The organism is Acinetobacter sp. A1, assembly GCF_012371315.1.
In the GTDB taxonomy this organism is placed as follows: Bacteria; Pseudomonadota; Gammaproteobacteria; order Pseudomonadales; family Moraxellaceae; genus Acinetobacter.
In genome coordinates, this window is record NZ_JAAZQY010000014.1 from 50,059 (window position 1) to 69,355 (window position 19,297).

General features: G+C 38.2%; 16 protein-coding genes and 2 pseudogenes. 12 read left to right on the plus strand and 6 right to left on the minus strand.

The window, feature by feature from the left end; translation table 11 throughout:
* Positions 1-208 precede the first annotated feature (208 nt).
* Positions 209-817, plus strand: a complete 609-nt coding sequence (locus tag HHA41_RS07045; RefSeq protein ID WP_168418267.1) for a TetR/AcrR family transcriptional regulator — start codon at positions 209-211, stop codon at positions 815-817.
* A 79-nt stretch (positions 818-896) separates the two neighbouring features.
* Here the strand turns inward: HHA41_RS07045 and cysK are convergent, their stop codons facing one another.
* Positions 897-1,895: a cysteine synthase A gene (gene cysK, locus HHA41_RS07050; protein ID WP_168461135.1), complete on the minus strand. Its 999-nt coding sequence runs from the start codon at positions 1,893-1,895 to the stop codon at positions 897-899.
* A 298-nt stretch (positions 1,896-2,193) separates the two neighbouring features.
* Here cysK and plsB point away from each other — a divergent pair, with 298 nt between their 5' ends.
* From plsB to HHA41_RS07095, 9 genes are all read left to right on the plus strand, one after another.
* A complete protein-coding gene (gene plsB / locus HHA41_RS07055; RefSeq protein ID WP_168461137.1) occupies positions 2,194-4,704 on the plus strand; it encodes a glycerol-3-phosphate 1-O-acyltransferase PlsB in 2,511 nt (836 codons plus the stop codon).
* A 191-nt stretch (positions 4,705-4,895) separates the two neighbouring features.
* Entirely contained in the window at positions 4,896-5,204 is a 309-nt protein-coding gene (locus HHA41_RS07060; RefSeq protein WP_168461138.1) for a metalloregulator ArsR/SmtB family transcription factor, read from the plus strand.
* 132 nt (positions 5,205-5,336) lie between these two features.
* Positions 5,337-7,079, plus strand: coding sequence for a sulfate permease (gene sulP / locus HHA41_RS07065; protein ID WP_168461139.1), 1,743 nt, complete (start codon positions 5,337-5,339; stop codon positions 7,077-7,079).
* A 175-nt stretch (positions 7,080-7,254) separates the two neighbouring features.
* Positions 7,255-8,451: a serine/threonine transporter SstT gene (gene sstT, locus HHA41_RS07070; protein ID WP_168461141.1), complete on the plus strand. Its 1,197-nt coding sequence runs from the start codon at positions 7,255-7,257 to the stop codon at positions 8,449-8,451.
* Between the two features lie 37 nt (positions 8,452-8,488).
* A complete protein-coding gene (locus HHA41_RS07075) occupies positions 8,489-9,163 on the plus strand; it encodes a YoaK family protein (protein WP_168461142.1) in 675 nt (224 codons plus the stop codon).
* A 15-nt stretch (positions 9,164-9,178) separates the two neighbouring features.
* Positions 9,179-9,712: a DUF2058 domain-containing protein gene (locus tag HHA41_RS07080; RefSeq protein WP_168461144.1), complete on the plus strand. Its 534-nt coding sequence runs from the start codon at positions 9,179-9,181 to the stop codon at positions 9,710-9,712.
* A gap of 241 nt (positions 9,713-9,953) precedes the next feature.
* Complete coding sequence (locus HHA41_RS07085) at positions 9,954-11,192, plus strand: mechanosensitive ion channel domain-containing protein (protein ID WP_168461145.1); 1,239 nt, start codon at positions 9,954-9,956, stop codon at positions 11,190-11,192.
* Positions 11,193-11,570: 378 nt separating this feature from the next.
* A complete protein-coding gene (locus tag HHA41_RS07090; protein WP_168461147.1) occupies positions 11,571-11,864 on the plus strand; it encodes a hypothetical protein in 294 nt (97 codons plus the stop codon).
* Positions 11,843-12,664: a hypothetical protein gene (locus HHA41_RS07095; RefSeq protein WP_168461149.1), complete on the plus strand. Its 822-nt coding sequence runs from the start codon at positions 11,843-11,845 to the stop codon at positions 12,662-12,664. Before HHA41_RS07090 ends, HHA41_RS07095 begins: the two co-directional genes overlap by 22 nt.
* Positions 12,665-12,886: 222 nt before the next feature.
* Here HHA41_RS07095 and HHA41_RS07100 read toward each other — a convergent pair whose 3' ends face one another.
* A complete protein-coding gene (locus tag HHA41_RS07100; RefSeq protein ID WP_168461151.1) occupies positions 12,887-13,384 on the minus strand; it encodes a hypothetical protein in 498 nt (165 codons plus the stop codon).
* Between the two features lie 247 nt (positions 13,385-13,631).
* On the opposite strand from HHA41_RS07100, the gene HHA41_RS07105 reads away from it, so the two are divergent.
* Together HHA41_RS07105 and HHA41_RS07110 are read left to right on the plus strand one after the other, a co-directional pair.
* Positions 13,632-15,050 (plus strand): GGDEF domain-containing protein, encoded by a 1,419-nt coding sequence (locus HHA41_RS07105; protein ID WP_168419498.1) that lies wholly within the window; start codon positions 13,632-13,634, stop codon positions 15,048-15,050.
* Positions 15,051-15,101: 51 nt separating this feature from the next.
* On the plus strand, positions 15,102-16,592 hold the full coding sequence (locus tag HHA41_RS07110) for an amidase family protein (protein ID WP_168419497.1): 1,491 nt from the start codon (positions 15,102-15,104) through the stop codon (positions 16,590-16,592).
* A 95-nt stretch (positions 16,593-16,687) separates the two neighbouring features.
* On the opposite strand, the gene HHA41_RS07115 is transcribed toward HHA41_RS07110, so the two are convergent.
* The 4 genes and pseudogenes from HHA41_RS07115 to HHA41_RS07130 form a co-directional block, all read right to left on the minus strand.
* Positions 16,688-17,860, minus strand: a complete 1,173-nt coding sequence (locus HHA41_RS07115) for an MFS transporter (protein ID WP_168461153.1) — start codon at positions 17,858-17,860, stop codon at positions 16,688-16,690.
* 253 nt (positions 17,861-18,113) lie between these two features.
* Positions 18,114-18,308, minus strand: a pseudogene (locus tag HHA41_RS13230) (I78 family peptidase inhibitor); the annotation flags it as partial.
* A 203-nt stretch (positions 18,309-18,511) separates the two neighbouring features.
* Positions 18,512-18,817, minus strand: coding sequence for a DUF4298 domain-containing protein (locus tag HHA41_RS07125; protein ID WP_168419494.1), 306 nt, complete (start codon positions 18,815-18,817; stop codon positions 18,512-18,514).
* A gap of 335 nt (positions 18,818-19,152) precedes the next feature.
* A pseudogene (locus tag HHA41_RS07130) lies at positions 19,153-19,297 on the minus strand (integrase core domain-containing protein); the annotation flags it as partial.

The following is a 19,297-nucleotide window of genomic DNA, read 5'->3' on the forward strand; positions in this document are numbered from 1 at the left end:
CACCAAAATGACCTCTTTGGTTCAGTTTTATTGACAACAAATTTCAGTTATGGATTGTGCTATTTTTCACGTAATCCGTCATCCGTAAATACATAGGTATTTTTAACCAATCATTTGTATCGGGTTTCAAGACCTTGGTGCTATTTGCAAGCATACAAAACTGTTTTAGACTGCAACTTTGTTAGATTTGTTGTATTTGGACTATTCAATGACGACCCTACGCCAAGAAAATTTCCGACGTCGCAAAGAGAAAATTTTGGCAATGGCTGAAATTTTATTACTTGAAAATCATAATGAGATTACGCTAAGTGAACTGGCTGCAGAATTAGACATCGCCAAAGGCACAATTTATAAATATTTTAAGAGCAAAAACCAGCTGTATTTGGAACTGATTATTTTAAATGAACAGCGCTTGCTGGAAATTTCCAAAAAATATCGTGACCATTTTAAAACTTATGTATCGCAATACATGCTGTATAACATGCTCAATTCCAATCGCACGATTTTACTGCATTCCATTGAAGAGCGACTGACCAATAACGAGCGTAAACTGAATGAGTTGTTTGAACAACTGTATGATGTACGTGAGCAACGGATTCTAGAAATTAAAGATATTACACAAGCTTATCTGGAATCATTTAACAGTGCCATGTCTATTCGTGATTATCTGTCTTATATTTGGACAGTGACTTATGGTGCTTCGTTATTACTCAATTCTACGCATTATCAAAAAGCGATCGGTTCACGTGAGCGTTTAATTAAGTTGTATATCAATCAAGCGCTAATGACGCCAGATAAAGTATCTTCTATTGCTTAGCCATACTCTAGGAACAAAAAAAATCCCAAAGTCAAAACTTTGGGATTTTTTTATAGGATTCTGACTGTCTGAAGACACATCATTCTGCACTAATATCTTCAAATAAAACTGAAGATAAATAACGCTCACCGCTATCAGGTAAAATCACCACAATATTTTTCCCTGCATTTTCAGGGCGTGCTGCCAGTTTTGCTGCTGCTGCCATAGCGGCACCACTTGAAATACCCACTAAAATGCCTTCATGCGTTGCTGTTTTACGTGCCCAGTCAATGGCTTCAGCACTTTCAATGGCAATGACTTCATCAACCAAGTCTAAATCTAGGTTCTTTGGAATAAAGTTTGCACCAATGCCCTGAATTTTATGTGGTGCAGGTGTAATTGCCTCACCACGTTTCGTTTGCCCAATAATTGGAGATTCGGCTGGTTCAACCGCAACCGTATGCAATGCCTGACCTTTCACTTTCTCAAAATAGCGAGAAATACCTGAAATAGTTCCACCTGTACCCACACCTGCCACCAGAATATCGACCTTACCGCCTGTTGCTGCCCAAATTTCTGGGCCTGTGGTTTCTTCATGGATTTGTGGATTGGCAGGGTTATTGAACTGCTGTGGCAAATAATACGTTTCAGGCTGTTCAGTCGCCAAACGCTCTGCTTCTTCTACTGCACCTTTCATGCCTTTAGCAGGTTCTGTCAGTACCAAATTTGCCCCCAAAGCTTTCAATACTTTACGGCGCTCGATACTCATACTTGCAGGCATAGTCAGGGTAATGTCATAACCTTTAGCTGCTGCCACAAAAGCCAATGCAATACCTGTATTACCGCTGGTTGGCTCTACAATATGCATCCCCGCTTTTAACACACCACGTTTTTCTGCATCGGCAATTAAAGCAGCACCAATACGGCATTTCACTGAAAATGCTGGGTTACGGCTTTCAACTTTCGCCAAAACTGTTGCACCGCCTGAAATTAAACGGTTAATACGTACCAATGGTGTATTACCAATGGCTTCTGCGTTGTTGCTATATACTGCAATGCCTAAATTTTCTGGTATTGGAAAAGCTGCATCTGTGGTCATGTTGTTCCCTAAATTCGTTATATACAAGATAAGATTCAATTTATCATACATTTTTATCTAAATTTTTGGTGAAGTTTAGCCAAAAATGTTTTATACAAAAAAATGATTAGCTTTCAAAATAATGCGAATTAGAATGTGCTCAGAGTTTCTTGTTAGTTCGTCTAGTCGTTAAATTTTCAGTTAAAATTCCAAGTCTGAATGATTCTTTGACTAAATGCCGATTTTATCGGCAGTATTGTTTGAAATTCACTATTTATTTTTTGACAATAGCCGCATATATGCCAATGTAGGGAATGCAATGTCTAATAAAAGTTACAGTCGTTTCTATCGTAATTTCACACAAAAAATCCTAGATAAGATTGTGACGCCACAAGTATTAGGCTCCACCGCTGAATTAGAACATCACTATGCACAGCGTTCCGATCAAACCCAGTTTTGTTACGTCCTACAAGATGCTTCGTTAAGCAATACCGTATTAATAGATCAACAAGCACAATCCCGTGGTTTACCTTCTGTCTATGCGCCTCTACAAATAGCCGAGCATAAAGAAGAAAACTCAATTTTGGTACTGAATGAGAAAAAGCCTCAGCAATATGCTTATCGTTATTCTGCAAAATTAATTCGATTGATTGAAACCCTACAGCAACATCCTGAACAAGATGTGATGTTCGTACCTGTCACCGTGCTTTGGGGACGTTCACCCGAATATGAAGATTCTTGGCTGAAAGCCCTATTTGCCGATGCGTGGTCTACGCCCAACACACTTAAACAAACCATTAATATTTCACTGTATTCACGTGATAACTACATTGAATTTCATAAAGCAATTTCCTTACGCCAATTAATTGCACAAGCGACGCAAGAACAACCACATTTATCACCAGCACACTTTATTGAACAGCGGCTTGAGCATAATTTTAATCAGCACAAAGCCGCTATTTTGGGCCCCGACTTGTCTGACCGCCGTAATTTAATTAATGCTTTAATGAAAAGTGCAGCGGTACAACAAGCCATTCGTAAAGAAAGTATCGAACAAAAAGTAAGTATGTTTGAGGCTGAAAACCGAGCCAAAAGCTATTTAACTGAAATTGTATCTGACTTTTCTTATTCGACCTTACGCTTTGCAGAACTGGCGCTAACTAAGTTATGGACGCAACTTTATGACGGTATTGAAGTGCATAATTTTGACACGGTACGAGAACTGGCCAAAGATTATGAAATTGTCTATACCCCTTGCCATCGTAGTCACATAGACTATTTGTTGTTGTCTTATGTCATTTTTAATCGTGGCTTAATGGTGCCGCACATTGCAGCGGGTATCAATTTAAACTTACCTATTGTTGGTCAATTGATGCGCGGTGCAGGCGCATATTTTATACGCCGTACCTTTAGCGGCAATGAACTATACACTTCTGTATTTAAAGAATATTTGCATAGCTTGTTGTCACGTAATACCCCACTCGAATACTTCATTGAAGGTGGACGTTCACGTACAGGTTTGTTATTGCCACCCAAAAAAGGCATGTTGTCGATGACTATCCAAAGTCATTTACGTGGTGCGACTAAACCAATTGCCTTTATTCCGACCTATTTTGGCTATGAAAAGCTGCTTGAAGGCACATCATATTTAAATGAGCTGAATGGTAAACCCAAAGAAGCTGAATCTTTATGGGGTATTTTAAATTCTGCCCGTAAAATTGAAAAAGTCTTTGGGCAAGTTTATGTGAACTTTGGTGAACCTGTATTTTTAGATGATGTACTGGCAGAAAATCAGGCAAAAGACCTCAAATTAAATATTAATGATGAATTGCCAACTTCCGTAATTCACACGGTAGATCATACCGCACATGCCATTTTAGAAAATATTAATAAAGCGGTGGTGATTAATCCAATTGCACTAATTTCTCTCATTTTACTCAATGCAGATCAACATGCGCTCACTGAGCAAGCCTTACTGCATCGTATCGAGTCATACCGTCAATTACTCAAACAATTATGCTATGACCCACGCATGATTATTACTCATCTTAATTCACAAGAAATTATTGAATATGCTTTAAAGCTTAAACAAGTTGAGCGCTATAACCAAGATGGCGTAGAGCAAATTCGGGTTGCAGAAAGCCAAAAAATCTTACTGAGTTATTTTAGTAATAATATTTTGCATTGCTTTATTGTGCCTGCATGTGTGGCATTAATTATTGAGCAAATGGCAGAACAAAAACATAATTTGACTGCTGCAGATTTAATGCAAAAAATGCAGCATCTTTATCCTTATTTAAATCAAGAGTTTTTCTTGGCGTGGACACAACAAGAATTAACTCAGGAAGTTGAAAAAATTCTGGCTTATTTTAATCAGCAAGATTGGATTCAAATGCTAGATGAACAGATTATGCCATCTGAATCACCTGAAAAACAGCAAGCGCTTTTAGCTTTGGCAGAACTAGCAAAACCAAGTTTGAATAATTTTGTGCTCATTCAAAGTTTATTACAGCGTTATAGTCCACATTTACCTTTAAACCTGAAAGTGTTAGAGAAAATGGCTAAAACTGTGTTACAGCGTGCAGCACATACACAACAATTTAAATCGGGCTATTATTTTGACAATGCGACATTAAGAAGCTTTATTGGCAGTTTGGATCAACAAGCGCTGCTCCAGCAAACGGCTACACAAATCACGCTCGATCCGAGTTTTGGTTCCAAAATGGCAGATTATTTCTCATGGTATAACCCTGCTGTGCATCAGCTTCTTGAAGCATCTAGCGAATTTACCGAAAAAGAATTAAAGAGCTTTGAACAATTGAAAAAGTAAGTTTATTGTAACTGCTCAAGTTTTTTACTTTTATTCTGATTAAAATGTCAGCCCCTTATTTATGGTGGCTGATATTTTATCTCAAATGATATTTGTTCTCATAAAATAAGTTATAATGAATGTTATATAATTTTCTTCCACTCCCGCCTAATGTCCGCATTGGGTTTACAGCCAATTAAGAGAAAAATGCAATGAACGATGGTCTTGAAATCACCTCAATGCGTGAATCTGCGGATACCGTTGTTGGAATTTTAAAATCCTTAGCAAATAGCGACCGTCTTTTAATTCTGTGCCATTTGTCTCAACAAGAGTTAAATGTGTCTCAAATTGAAGAAATTACTCAAATTCATCAACCTACACTTTCACAACAGTTGATGATGTTACGTAAAAGTGATGTGGTAAATACACGCCGAGAAGGCAAACAAATTTTTTATTCTATTAAAGATGAAAAAATGGTCACAGTGCTCAACACACTGTATGCCCTGTATTGCCCGCAATAACTTGTAATTCCTACTTGAAAATATATTTCTCAAATTTATTTATCTAAAAGCACCTTTTCCTTCATTTGAATACAAAGACTTCTTTGCATTTTTTGTTCATAATATATCTAAATTTATGATTTAGATTTTAATATGTCAGATTTCAATTCACGTTTGGCTCGTGTACTGCCTGCTTGGCGCTGGTTGCGTAAATATAATGCAGACACATTGAAATCTGACTTGCTGTCTGCATTTATTGTTATTGCGATGCTTGTGCCACAAGGTATGGCTTATGCCATGCTGGCAGGTTTGCCACCAGTCATGGGGCTATATGCCAGTGTAATCCCTATGCTGATGTATGCCTTAGTCGGTGGTAGTCCAACCCTCTCCATTGGCCCAGTCGCCATTATTTCAATGATGACCTTTGCCACTTTAAACCCATTATTTGAAGTTGGTTCAGCCGAATATATTCAAGCTGCTTGTTTATTGGCCGTTATGGTGGGTTTAATCTCTCTGTTACTTGGGGTTTTACGCTTTGGTTTTTTAATTCAGCTGATCAGCCACCCCGTGATTAAAAGCTTCATTATTGCTTCTGCCCTTATGATTGCAATTGGTCAGCTGAAATTCGTATTAAATATTCCACTACAAGCCAGTAATTTACCCCAGTTTTTATATAGCCTTTGGCAATATATCGGACAGACACATTTATATAGTGTGATTTCAGGCATTGCAGCAATTTTATTTCTTATTTATGCCCCTAAAATCATCAACAGCAATGCCATTCGTGAACGCATTCGGGGTAGCGGCTTTATTTTAAAAGCCTTGCCTTTGGTATTGGTTATCGGCTCTATTGTTTTGGTATTTTCCTTTAATCTGCAACAGGTCGGCATTAAAACAGTTGGGGAAATTCCTTCAGGATTTCCACCCATTCAACTGCCTGAGTGGAATCTAAATCTGATCATGCAGCTACTGCCAGGCGCAGCCATGATTGCCATGATTAGCTTTGTAGAGTCGCTGTCTATTGCACAAGCCACAGCCTTACAACAACGTAGTCATTTAAACAGCAATCAGGAGTTAATTGCCTTAGGTTTAGCTAATTTTGGTGCGGGTGTTAGTTCATCGTTCCCGGTTACAGGTAGTTTGTCACGTACCGTTGTCAATGCAGATGCCGGCGCAAAAACGCCAATGGCTGGCGTATTTACTTCCATCGTGATTGTAATTGTAAGCTTGTACTTCACAGGTTTCTTTCGTGATTTACCGCTTGCAGTCCTTGCAGCGACCATTATGGTTTCCATTTGGAAATTAGTTGAGTTTAAGTCTTTCCGTGAAAGCTGGCGTTATTCAAAAGCAGATGGTTTGGCTATGTGGGTCACCTTCTTTGGCGTCGTACTCATTGATATTTCTACAGGCCTAATTATTGGGATAGTCTCTACTTTTATTTTAATGTTGTGGCGAATTAGCCGTCCGCATATTGCAGAAATTGGTTTACTTGAAGGAACACAACATTTTCGCAATATTCAGCGCCATCAAGTCCGCACTGCTGCGCATGTATTGTCTATGCGCATTGATGAAAACCTGACTTTTTTAAACGCCAATACCTTAAAAGGCTTTTTTATTAATCAAGTCAGTCAAAACCCGCAACTCAAGCATGTGGTCGTCAACTGCTCGAGTATCAGTAGCATTGATTTAAGTGCTTTAGAGATGCTTGAAGATTTAAATGCAGAACTGAAAAAATTAAATATCTGTCTGCATTTTTCAGAAATCAAAGGCCCTGTAATGGACAAGTTACAGCATTCCAAACTATTACAACAGCTCAGTGGCAAAGTTTATTTATCGCATTATTTGGCTATGCAGGAATTAGCACCTGAGCTGACACAAAGCGTATCATCAAGTTGATAAGCCAAATTTTGGGGCTTATTTAACTGTTATATGAACTTTAACATCTATTAAAAAAAATGGTTTCTTAAATATCATTTTCAAAAATAGGTACTTAATTTTTATATCAAAATTATTTTTAAGCGAGTGATTGTTTCAGTATAAAATAGCCGTTTTTCTTTTACTTTGCGTTCTTATGTTTTCAGCTTTTCTGCGTTTGAGCTTAGTCTCCCGAATTATGATTGCTATTGTGCTGGGTGTGGCCGTTGCAATTATATTTCCTGAATCTGCCGCTTATTTAAGCCTGTTAGGGGACTTATTTATTAAAGCCCTTAAATCTGTTGCACCAATTTTAGTGTTTATTTTGGTCATGGCATCTATTGCCAATTTTAAAATTGGTAGCAGCAATGCCTACATTAAACCGATTATGTTGATGTATGCGATTGGCATGTTTTTAGCCGCCCTCAGCGCAGTAATAGCCAGTGTTTTATTTCCAAGCACTTTATTTTTAGATGTAGCCACTCAAGCTGACCTCACTCCTCCTGGTAGTCTTGCAGAAATTTTGAAAAACTTATTACTTAGCTTTGTGGCAAACCCTGTCGTGGCAATTGCTGAGGCAAACTTCATTGGTATTTTGGCTTGGGCTGTCGCTTTAGGCATTGCTTTTAGACACGCCACAGAAACCACCAAAGCATTTTTAACCGATGCTGCCAATGCAGTAAACCGTGTGATTCGCTTGGTAATTAACTTTGCCCCTTTCGGTATTTTTGGCTTGGTTGCTGTTACATTTGCCGATGCCGGATTAAGTACACTTGCAAGCTATGCCCAATTACTGGCTGTACTGCTCGGCACGATGTTCTTTGTCGTATTGGTGATTAATCCAATTATGGTGGCTTTTGTTACTCGGGCTAATCCATATCCCTTGGTATTACAATGTTTACGTGAAAGCGGCATTACTGCATTTTTCACACGCAGTTCGGCAGCCAATATTCCTGTGAATTTAGACTTAGCTAAGCGTTTAGGCGTGCAAGAGTCTACCGCAAGCGTGGCAATTCCATTAGGTGCAGCCATTAACATGGCCGGTGCTTCCGTGACCATCACCGTTCTGACCTTAGCTGCAGTGAATACTTTAGGTATTTCAGTCGATTTTAGTACCATGCTAATCTTATCTGTCGTTGCTACAGTGTCTGCATGTGGTGCATCGGGCGTTGCAGGTGGATCATTACTGCTCATTCCAGTGGCCTGTGGTTTATTTGGAATTTCGTCAGATATTGCAATGCAAGTTGTCGCAATTGGCATGGTGATTAGCGTATTGCAAGATTCTACAGAAACTGCATTAAACTCCTCTACCGATGTGTTATTTACTACTGCGGTTGACCGTGGTTTGAGTTAAGATACAATGAGTTAGAAAACTCATTCAATCTTCAATTATGCCTTTTCAAACTTTACCTCTTTGGGTGCAACTCGGTGCATTTTTTCTGGCAGTGAATGCTGGAATTATTAACGTGCTCGGACTGGTGACCGTGTTGCATCAGTCCGTCTCACACATGACTGGAAACGTCAGTATTTTGGCCATGGCGATGATTGACTGGAAGCCTGATCAAATGATTTTTTTGTTTCTGGTTATTCTATGTTATGTGATTGGTTCATTTTATAGTGGGGTAATTTTAGGCAATAGCCATTTCCGCCTAGGCCGTCGCTATGGCCTGCCTATGAGTTTAGTGGCATTTTTTATTTTAATTTGCTGGGCACTGTTACCCTATTTCCCACGTTATGCACTGCTTTGGGCTTCGGTGGCGATGGGCATACAAAATGCCATGATTAGCTATTATAAAGGCACCATCATTCGCACGACACATTTATCTGGAGTACTGACCGATTTAGGCTTGGCGCTCGGCTACCGTGTACGTGGTTTAGCCGTTGAAAAACGACGTATTGTTTTACACTTGCTAATTTTACTGGGTTTCTTTGTAGGTGGTTTGCTTGCTGCAGCCATTTACCCATCATTTAAACTCAATTCTTTTCTAGTACCTGCAGGACTCAGCCTTAGCCTGAGTTTGGTGTACTGGATCATTTATTTTCGCTATCGACATATTCAACATTAAGTTTTGGAAATTATCATGGTTAAAAACGCACTACAGGCACAATTGCTGAAAGCAGGTTTAGTCGATAATAAAAAGGCAAAAAAACTGTCTAAACAAGCCGTACACGAACAACGCACAGGCGAAAGTAAAGATGCTGAAGTAAAAGCTAAAATTGCACAGGCACAGCAGGAAAAGTTAGCGAAAGATCAAGCTATTGAGCAAGAAAAGAAAGCGGCTTTGCAGGAAAAAGAACTGAAAGCAGCCATTATGCAAATGATCAGCCAACATAAAATTCGCGATACAGATGGCGAAGTTGCTTATCAATTTTTAGATAGCAAAATTAAAAAGGTATATATCAACCAACAAATTTATAATGCCCTTGTTGCAGGTAGTTTGGTGGTTGCCAAAGAACAAGACAACTATGCTTTCTTACCTAAAGCGCTGGCAGATCGTATTAACAGTAAAATGCAGGGTTTCATCATCGTCAATAATTCCGAAAAAAATGAAGCAACCACCGATGAAGATGATCCATACGCAGCTTATGTGATTCCTGATGATTTAATGTGGTAAATCTGAGCATTTACGATTTAAAAGCCAGTATATTTACTGGCTTTTTTATGAAATTAAACTTTGAGTAAAAACAAATAATTGAAATGTAGCAAAAAGTTACTCAGCCTTAATTTTTTAAACTTCAGCCTATACACTATCTAACAATTTATAGATTTAGCATGAGGGTTTTACTCTACACAGCAATGCGAATCATCGTTCAAATTGAATGTAGCAGTCTTCAACCCTTTAAAGAGAGGATCTTTTGCAAGAGTTTCGCATATTTCAAAATATTCAGGAATGGTATAACCAATACCCATGGTTAGAGATGCTGACCTCACTCAGTCTGGTCATTCTATTGGCAATTTTGGCCAACTTTATTGCCAAGCAAATTGCGGTACGTGGTATCCGTAAACTCATTTCTAAAATGACCTTTGCCAATAGCGAAATTATCTCGCAACACAGTGTAATTCGCCGTATTGCCAACATTGTGCCTGCTTTGATCATTATGAATGGCATTACTACCGTGCCGCATTTATCTGACAAAGTCGAAACCCTAATACAAATGGGCGCACAGGCATTTATCTTCCTGACTATTGCCTTGGCCATTTCTGAATTTTTAAATATTTTCAATTTGTTCTATCAGCGCAACCCTAAATCACGCAACAAGCCAATCAAAGGCTATTTGCAACTGGTCAAACTCATTATTTATGTGGTCTGTGCCTTGATGATTTTAGGTACTTTCCTGAAAAAAGATGTGTTTACCTTGCTTGCAGGTTTTGGTGCAATGGCTGCGGTATTGATGTTGGTCTTCCAAAATACAATCTTGTCTTTGGTTGCTTCGGTACAAATTTCTTCTTATGACATGGTACGCATTGGCGACTGGATTGAAATGCCCTCTTTAAATGCCGATGGCGATGTCATTGATATGTCATTACACACCGTTACGGTACAAAACTGGGATAAAACCCTGACCACCATTCCAACCAATAAACTGATTACTGATACCTTTAAAAACTGGCGTGGTATGCAAGAAGCTGGCGCTAGACGCATTAAACGTGCCATTTTACTGGATCAGAGTTCTGTGCACTTTATGACGGCAGATGAACAAAGCAAACTCAAAGAATTTTTGTTATTAGATCAATATTTGCATAGCAAAAATGAAGAGATTGAGCAGTTTAATCAGCAGTTGGCGAATCAGTCACAATACAACCAACGCCGTTTAACCAATTTAGGGACATTTCGCGCCTATGTTGAATTTTACCTGAAACAACATCCTGGAATTAATCAGGCGCAGTCATTAATCATTCGCCAATTACAACCCACGAGCGAAGGCTTACCTCTGGAAATTTACGCCTTTACCAAGACTACAGCTTGGAAAGAATATGAAAATATTCAGTCAGATATTTTTGATCACCTCTTGGCTATTATTCCTGAATTTGGCTTAAAAGTGTATCAAGCACCATCGGGTGCAGATTTAAAGCAAATTGGTGCCCCCCTTTAAAGCCATGCCAACAAAAAGCTTAAATCCTGTAGAAATTGACGAGGCATAAACAAGCTAGCTGTTCTTGAGCCATATTGGATTTTGTCGTGACAAACACTCACATGGCTCAAACATTCGTTCCATTTTTGATCGAACGATAAAATATTTTTATATATTGAAATACATTTGTATATATGAAATATGCACAAAATAATTTTTTCTTTCTGAAGGACTTAGGCTTTATGTATCTATCTAGTAAATATGAAAGTTCATGTATTATAAGCATTTACAAGAAAACCTGAGCATTTTACGGGGTTTTAACCTGTTTTTTTCCATTTGTATAATGCGCCTCCCTATACTAACGATTGCTTAATCTATTCCTGAATAGATTCTTTTCTTATGAAATATATTTTACCTTTTAGTTTATTCTCCTTGGTTTTTCTCACCGCATGTGGCGGTGGCGGTTCATCTACATCATCTGCACCTGCAGCTAGTGGTGCGCCAACAACCATAGCGCCAATAGATACAGCAGTGAGCAATCCTGCACCAAGGCCCACTACACAAGCTTTAGACATGTTGGCTCAGGCTAAACTTGCAGTAACACCAGAATCAGAACTCAAATACCCTGAGTTTAAGATGCTGTGTTCACTTTTGGTGGTGCTGAAAGAAAGTTGGCTTATCAAGACTTTTTAACTTCATCAGAACAAGCTAAAACGTATATTGCCAGCCTTATAATATGTAATGGCAGTTGTTATAAAGATGCAACAGCGCTTAAAACAGCTCAAATTCAATTCAATATTGTGCCGCAAAGCAATGGCTCAATGCACATTGAAAACCTGAAATATCGTCTATTAGATGAAAATACGCTTGATCTGTACGCTATTCAGCAGCCACAATCTTCATTAATGACCAGCAATCGTATTGCTGAAAGCCGTATTGATATACCGACTTCATTTGAAATGCTTGATGAAAACCGCCGTATTTTCGAGTTTTCAATTGAGGGGAATCCGCTCAAAGATGAAATATCTTTTAGCAAACTTCAAATTGCCTTTTCAGAGCACGGGCAATGGTTTACTTCGCTCAGTCAAGATGTGCTCATGGCTGGCACACGAGTTGTAGATCAAACAAGCTACAACCCATTAACAGGATTTAGCAAAGCGCGTGCATTTTCAGGTATTGCATTTAATTTAGATCAATCTATGCAAGAACAGATTAATACCTTTGATGTCGCTTCATATAAAGATACCTATATGAGCACCAAAAAATTTAGCAGTATGTTTAATGCCTCAACCATCAAACATGGTTTATATAGCCCAATTGGCAAGAGCAATGCCTTTGGTTATGGCTACACCGAAAATTCAGCTGAATTTTCACTGGGCGATAATGCTGTCTACCGCACTGCTGGTGTATTTGTGATTGATCCAAGCGCAACTTTTGCACTTGGCATGGAAAAACGCGAAAACAATAAAGACGTCAGTACTCTCTTACAATAATTTTAGTACAGATTTCTAAGCAGCATCCTTCAAGTCGCTTATCAATTTAAGAAACTTGAAGGATGTCTTTTAAGTGCTCATCTAATTTATTATTGAGCTTTTAATTTGTTATTCAATAAATTTTAGATTGATTTTTAAAAGGTTATTTAACTGTATGCACGTTTACGAGGATGAATCGCCTTTATTCAATACATCCTCAAGTTAAATGGTTTTACACTTGGTTTAAGGCAAAACTCGATACAAAGTTGCAAAACATTGTTCTGCTTTTTCATTACTACAAAAATTAATGGTATGTGCATTTTTCCATTTCACAAAATACTGTGAAATATCACCAGTTTGATCTTCCTGATGCCCTGAACAATCGACCTCGTTATTGTCATATTTAATTTGTAAAATTAAGGCAGGTAACAGGTTGGCAGGATCTTGAGATGGTTGATAGTCATACACCCCAGCAGACCATTCCTGACCACTTTTGATGATCACATCGTTATTACTTTTGAAATTATAATATTCAATGCATTTACGATTATTGGGAATTTGCATACCCCACAGTCCTACAATTTCTGGACGTGTTACAACGCGAAATTTATTTGTATTCTGTACTGACTGTGCCGTTTGAACCGTTGCTAATTTTGTAGCATCAATAGTTGATGTATTTTCATTGGCAATTGCGAATGTTGAACATAAAACAAACGCTGTCATTAGATATATTTTTTTCATACATTTATTGATAGATATAAACCATTTGCTCAAATTAGCATACTTTTAAATTGATTCAGAATCTATAAACATAACTCAACAATTTTTATTTCACCAAAGTGTGACGCAGTTTACATTTATTTAACTTTATAGGTCATGATTATTTGCTATGATCACATTTTTGTTTCAAATGTTGTCTAAATTAAGCTTTTTTGTTCATTAATCAACAAATTGCAATACAGAGAGTAATCCCTTGCAAGACCTAAGCATGACGCAAACGCCATCTACATTCCAAAGGCAGATTTTTGCCTTTGTGCTGCTCGCGGTTTTGGTTTTTCTTGCCTGTTTGCTGGGTATTATTACTCGTCCCTTAAGTTATTTTGCATTTTTTTGGCCAACCAATGCGCTGTTATTGGGCTTGTTCATTCGTTTTCCAAACCTTAAAAATGCCGCAGGCTTACTGGGCGTATTTACGGGTTATATGGTAGCAGATTTAGTCACCGGCAATTCCATACTAATTAGCCTTGCACTGACTTTCTCTAATCTTATTGCTGTATTGAGTGGCTTGTTTTTATTTGATTATGCACGTTCTAAGCTGTCAATAAATCACCAAAATGTGTCTTTACTGTACCCACATATTATTGGCGTGACTTGTGGATGCTTCTTTGGCGCACTCACTGCAATCACGGTTATTCCGCATCTTCCGCACAGTTTTATGCTGGTAGAAAATCGCTGGATTGATTTTTTTACTTGGTGGTCGGGTGAAGTACTCAATGCCGTTATTATTCTGCCGTTAATTTTGGCTGCACCCAGTTGGCAAAAAATTAAACACGCGACACATTTACAAAATTTAAAGCAAATCCGTGTCTATGACACTTTGCCATTTTTGGCGCTATTACTTTCTATTGTCTGCACACACATTTTTTATGGGCCAGGTGCATTGCTCTACCCGCTTGCAGCTTTAATTTGGGCGGCATCGACCTATCGCTTATTTAACTTATCTGTAATTAACAGTTTGGTGGCATTAACGCTTTACCATAGTGTTACAGGCATGTTTTTAGATGAAGTAAATTCGAGTTATTTAACCACGATTATTTCAATACGTGTCGGGCTTATCATTTTAGCGTTGGCAACTTTACTTTTATGTGTGATCAGTCAAAACCGCAGACAGCTCTATCAAGAAGTTTTATATCTCGCCAATCACGACAGTCTAACTGAAACACTCAACCGTCGTAGTTTTGTCGAGTTCAGTGAAATTGCCTTAAAAGACAGAAAAAATCGTGCAATTTCATTAATCATGTTGGATATTGACCATTTTAAACAAATGAATGATCAATATGGGCATTATGTGGGTGATCGTGCCTTACAACATTTGGTCGCTTTGGTAAAAAGCAACTTACGTGAAACGGATTTATTTAGCCGCGTCGGTGGTGAAGAATTTATTATCTTACTTAAGAATAATAGCTTAAGTGAAACAGAAAAAATTGCAGAAAGAATCCGTCGTAGTATAGCGGAAACACCACTCAAATTAGCACAGCGTGAACCGATTACACTTACTGTCAGTATTGGGGTTTCACACAGCAACCTACCCACAACATTGGCATTACAAGAGCTTGTTAATCAGGCCGATCAAGCTCTTTATCAAGCCAAAACTCGTGGTCGTAATCAGGTCATTCTTGCATCTTAAAGCAAAATCGCATACAACATCATTTTGACAATAACAATTTTCAGGATTGAAATGAAACTTGCAGAATATCTTCAATATGATGCTTTGGGATTAGCCAAATTGGTGGCCAAAAAAGAAATTCAGGCATCAGAATTACTAGAAATTGCCTTAGACCGAGCCGAACAAACCAATCCAAAATTAAATGCCATTATCATCCCCATGCATGATCATGCACGGCAGCGCACCCAAGCAAAGCTGACTGGCCCATTTGCAGGTGTACCTTTTTTAGTTAAAGATTTATTTCAACAATACAAAGGTTATCCAATCTCTTTTGGCTGTCAGGGCTTAAAACGTGCAGGCCATCTTGCAGAAGAAAATGCTGAAATTGTGAATCGTTGGGAAAATAGTGGTATTGTCACTTTTGGTCGTACCAACACACCTGAGTTTGGCATTAAAGGAATAACTGAACCCGATGCTTGGGGGGCATGTAAAAATCCATGGAATTTAAAACATAATAGTGGCGGTTCTTCGGGTGGTTCAGCTTCGGCAGTAGTAGCAGGAATTGTTCCAATTGCAGGTGCCAGTGATGGTGGCGGCTCTATTCGTATTCCAGCCTCATACTGTGGTTTGTTTGGCTTAAAGCCAAGTCGTGGTCGCACCCCGTGGGGACCTCATACCAGTGAGGCCATGCATGGTGCAGCCATGCAGCATATTTTAAGCAAAAGTGTGCGAGACAGTGCTGCAATGCTTGATGCAACTCATGGGCCAGACTACAACTCTTTATTTAAAATTGAAGCACCAAAAGGTCTTTATTTAGACGCGATTCAAAAGCCGCCTAAAAAACTGCGCATTGCCTATTGCACGCAATCACCTATTGGTACGCCAGTTTCACAAGATGCAGTTCAAGCCATTCAGCAAACTGTGAAACTGTTACAGGCTTTAGGGCATGAAGTGGTTGAAGACCGCCCTGCGATTGATGGAATGCAGTTGGCTAAAGATTTTATTACCACATGGTTTAGCCAGTTTGCTTATTTAATTGCAGAAATTCAAACACGTTTACCTGAAAAATCAGATAACTTTGAGCTAGATTCTTTGGCTTTGGCAGCCTTTGGTGCAAAAACATCTTCTGTAGATTACATTCGTAATTTAAATAACTGGGGTGTGTATGTCACACAAATGAATCACTTTTTTGAGAAATACGATCTGTATTTAATTCCAGCCACGGCATCTGTTGCACCTAAAAATGGTGAGGTCAAAACGCCTGCATGGCAAAAACCAATTTTAAAAACCTTATTGCATGCGGGTAAAGCTCATTGGCTGGCTCAAGGCAAGTTGGTAGATCGTATTGTTAAAGAGAACCTAAAATGGGTACCATTTACCCAACTCGCCAATATTACAGGACTACCTGCCATGTCAGTGCCTTTGTATTGGAATAAAGATAACTTGCCTTTAGGTTCACAGTTTATTGCGCCCTTTGCGCGTGAAGATATTTTATTACAGTTGGCGGCACAACTTGAATATGCACAGCCTTGGTGGGATCAATACGCGAAAATTCGCATTTAATAAATCTACGCCCCATTCATACAGGGCGATTTCGCAGCAAAAGCAGCGCAACTGTAAAATTCAGTTGCGTGCTTTTAATTTAAAAATAGTATAAATCAAGATTTTTGCACTTCTGTAGATTCTACCTGTTTAGGTAAGCCCCAAATAAACACCAATCCAATTAATGTTGATAATCCTGCAAAAATAAAAATCATCTCGCCAGAAAGTAAATCCCAGTAATGGCCTGCTAAAATACTGCCCAATGCAACACCTAAGCCCCACATCGTGCTATATAGAGCTTGTCCTCGACCTTGTTGCCCTGCAGAAAAATTCTGAAAAATTACCCGCATCGCAATAATATGAAATAGTCCAAAACTAAAGGCATGAATGCTTTGTGCGAAAAACTGTGCTATGAAAGTACTAGGAAATAAGCCAACCATCACCCAGCGTAGTGCTGTAACCACTAAACAAAAAGCGACTAAAACACGCCAAGACCACCGCTGTAAAAACCATGTGGCGTAAGCGAACATTATAATTTCTGCAATTACACCAACCGACCACAACAATCCAATCTGCGTAGTTGAAAAACCCGCTTGATGTAAAAAATTACTGTAAAAACTATAAAATGGTGCATGAGAAAACAGTAAAACCAGCTCAATCATAAAAAAGGAATACACCACCGGGCGCTTCAAAATAGGCATTAATGGTTCAAGTTGCTTTTGTGATGTAGGTGCAGCGCTGGGTTCCCGAATACTAAATGACCATAGAAATGCCAAAAGTGAAATGCTGAGTAATAGCATTGGCAGCATAGAAATTGGGATAATTTCTAAAATTGCACCAATACCAAACACCCCAACAATAAAACCAACCGAGCCCCATTTACGTACTTTTCCATATAATTCAGCACGTTTATCCCCTAGCCAAAATAAAGTCACGCCTTCAAACTGCGCCAAAATAGCATTCTGAAAAAAACTAAAAATGAGCATGAGTAAAGCAATCGACTGAAAGCTATTCGGAACTATAAAAATCAGCAGCCATATAAAGGCTTCCATCCATGTAGCAATGCGTACCAATAACATACGCTTGCCAGATTTATCGGCAATCCATCCCCAAATAAAAGGCGCAAAAAAGCGAGTTAAAATAGCAATTGAAGATAGAACACCAATTTCCTGATAGTTAAAGCCTTGATCTTCTAAATATAAACTCCAAAACGGAAGAAAGGTGCCAACGATTGCATAGTAGAAAAAGTAGAATCCACCTAAGCGTGTCGATATATTCAAGGCGTTCATTAAATTATTTTTCCTTGATTTTTCAAACACATGATTAAGTACATTGTCTAACCTGATCTAAAATGATTCAAATATTAAAAACCTGCCTATAATGACTAAAATTTATCTATCACTATAGCTTTAAAGCTAGACATATTTTAGCACTGTCGTATGAATATTTAGAAAGATCAGTACATTAAAAACACCCTGATAATAAGACCTAATTTGTCCTATTTGCAGGGTGTGTCTGATTTAAAAAATTGGATGAAATTGACTATCCGCAAGATGCTTGAACAATGATTCTTGTTTTAGGATCAATTACAACCGTGACCCGATTCATGCGGTAATCCATCGTCACAGGTTGATCAGGGGCAACCATACGCACAATTTCAGCTTGTGTGATCGCTTTAATTTCAGCTTCAGATAATTCAGTTTTACCAACTAGTTTCGCTGCGGCTTCAGGTACACAGTTTTGTATCACCGGTTTAGTCTCCACAGCTTTCATGTCAGAATTTTGGCTACAACCCGTAATTGCAACTAAAAATATCGCACTTATTGGAAAATAAAAGCGTTTTTTCATAATGGTTACGTCCTTAAGCCATGCTTAAGCATGCTTTATATATCAGACAATGTTAAGAAAAATATAATCTGCTGAACAGTTTTACCTATTCATTATTGTTCAACAACCTTTAGACCCAATTTCATCCAAGTGATTGCCTGTTGTCTACGTTCTTCCATTGCATTCCATAAAGTGTCTTGTGCCAAAATAGAATACTCGCCTTCACGACATGTTAATTCTGGTGAATTTTCATAATCAATCACCCATTGCTCACTTTGGTAATATTCCTGTAATTCTTGCCACAATTTTTCTGCTGCCTGCCATTGCTCCTGAGCTTTCTCTAATTGCTGATGTAGTTGATGCCATTGCTCAAATTGCTGCTGCAAAAACTGAGCATCGAATGTCTTATTTTTATCCATACTGAATCTCACACATAAAATTTGTGTTGAGCGTACAATATTTTTAAAGTTCAAATTGTGTGTTTATGTTGATTTCACTTAAATATGCACTATGATTTTTAAATAAAACTTATTATCACTTATTCTATTAAAAATCGAAAATATTATTTTAAGTGAATAATTGGTAATAAAAGTGTAATTCTATCTATTTTAATAAAATTATAAGAATTATTATTCATTTGCTTCAGTTTTTAAAAACAAGGTACACAGTATGAAGTATATTTTAGCTGCCACTATAATTGCATTTGGATTAGTGGGGTAATCCTCCCATAAATAACCGAAGTTAAAAGTAGAGGTTAAGCAGCCATTAGAGGTGGCTCTCCTTTGTTAGCTTGATGTGGTCTTTCATGGTTGTAATGCCACTACCAGTTTGTTGCATAATCTTGTACTTCATCCAAAGTATCAAATAAATGCTTGCTCAGCCAACTATAACGTATGGTC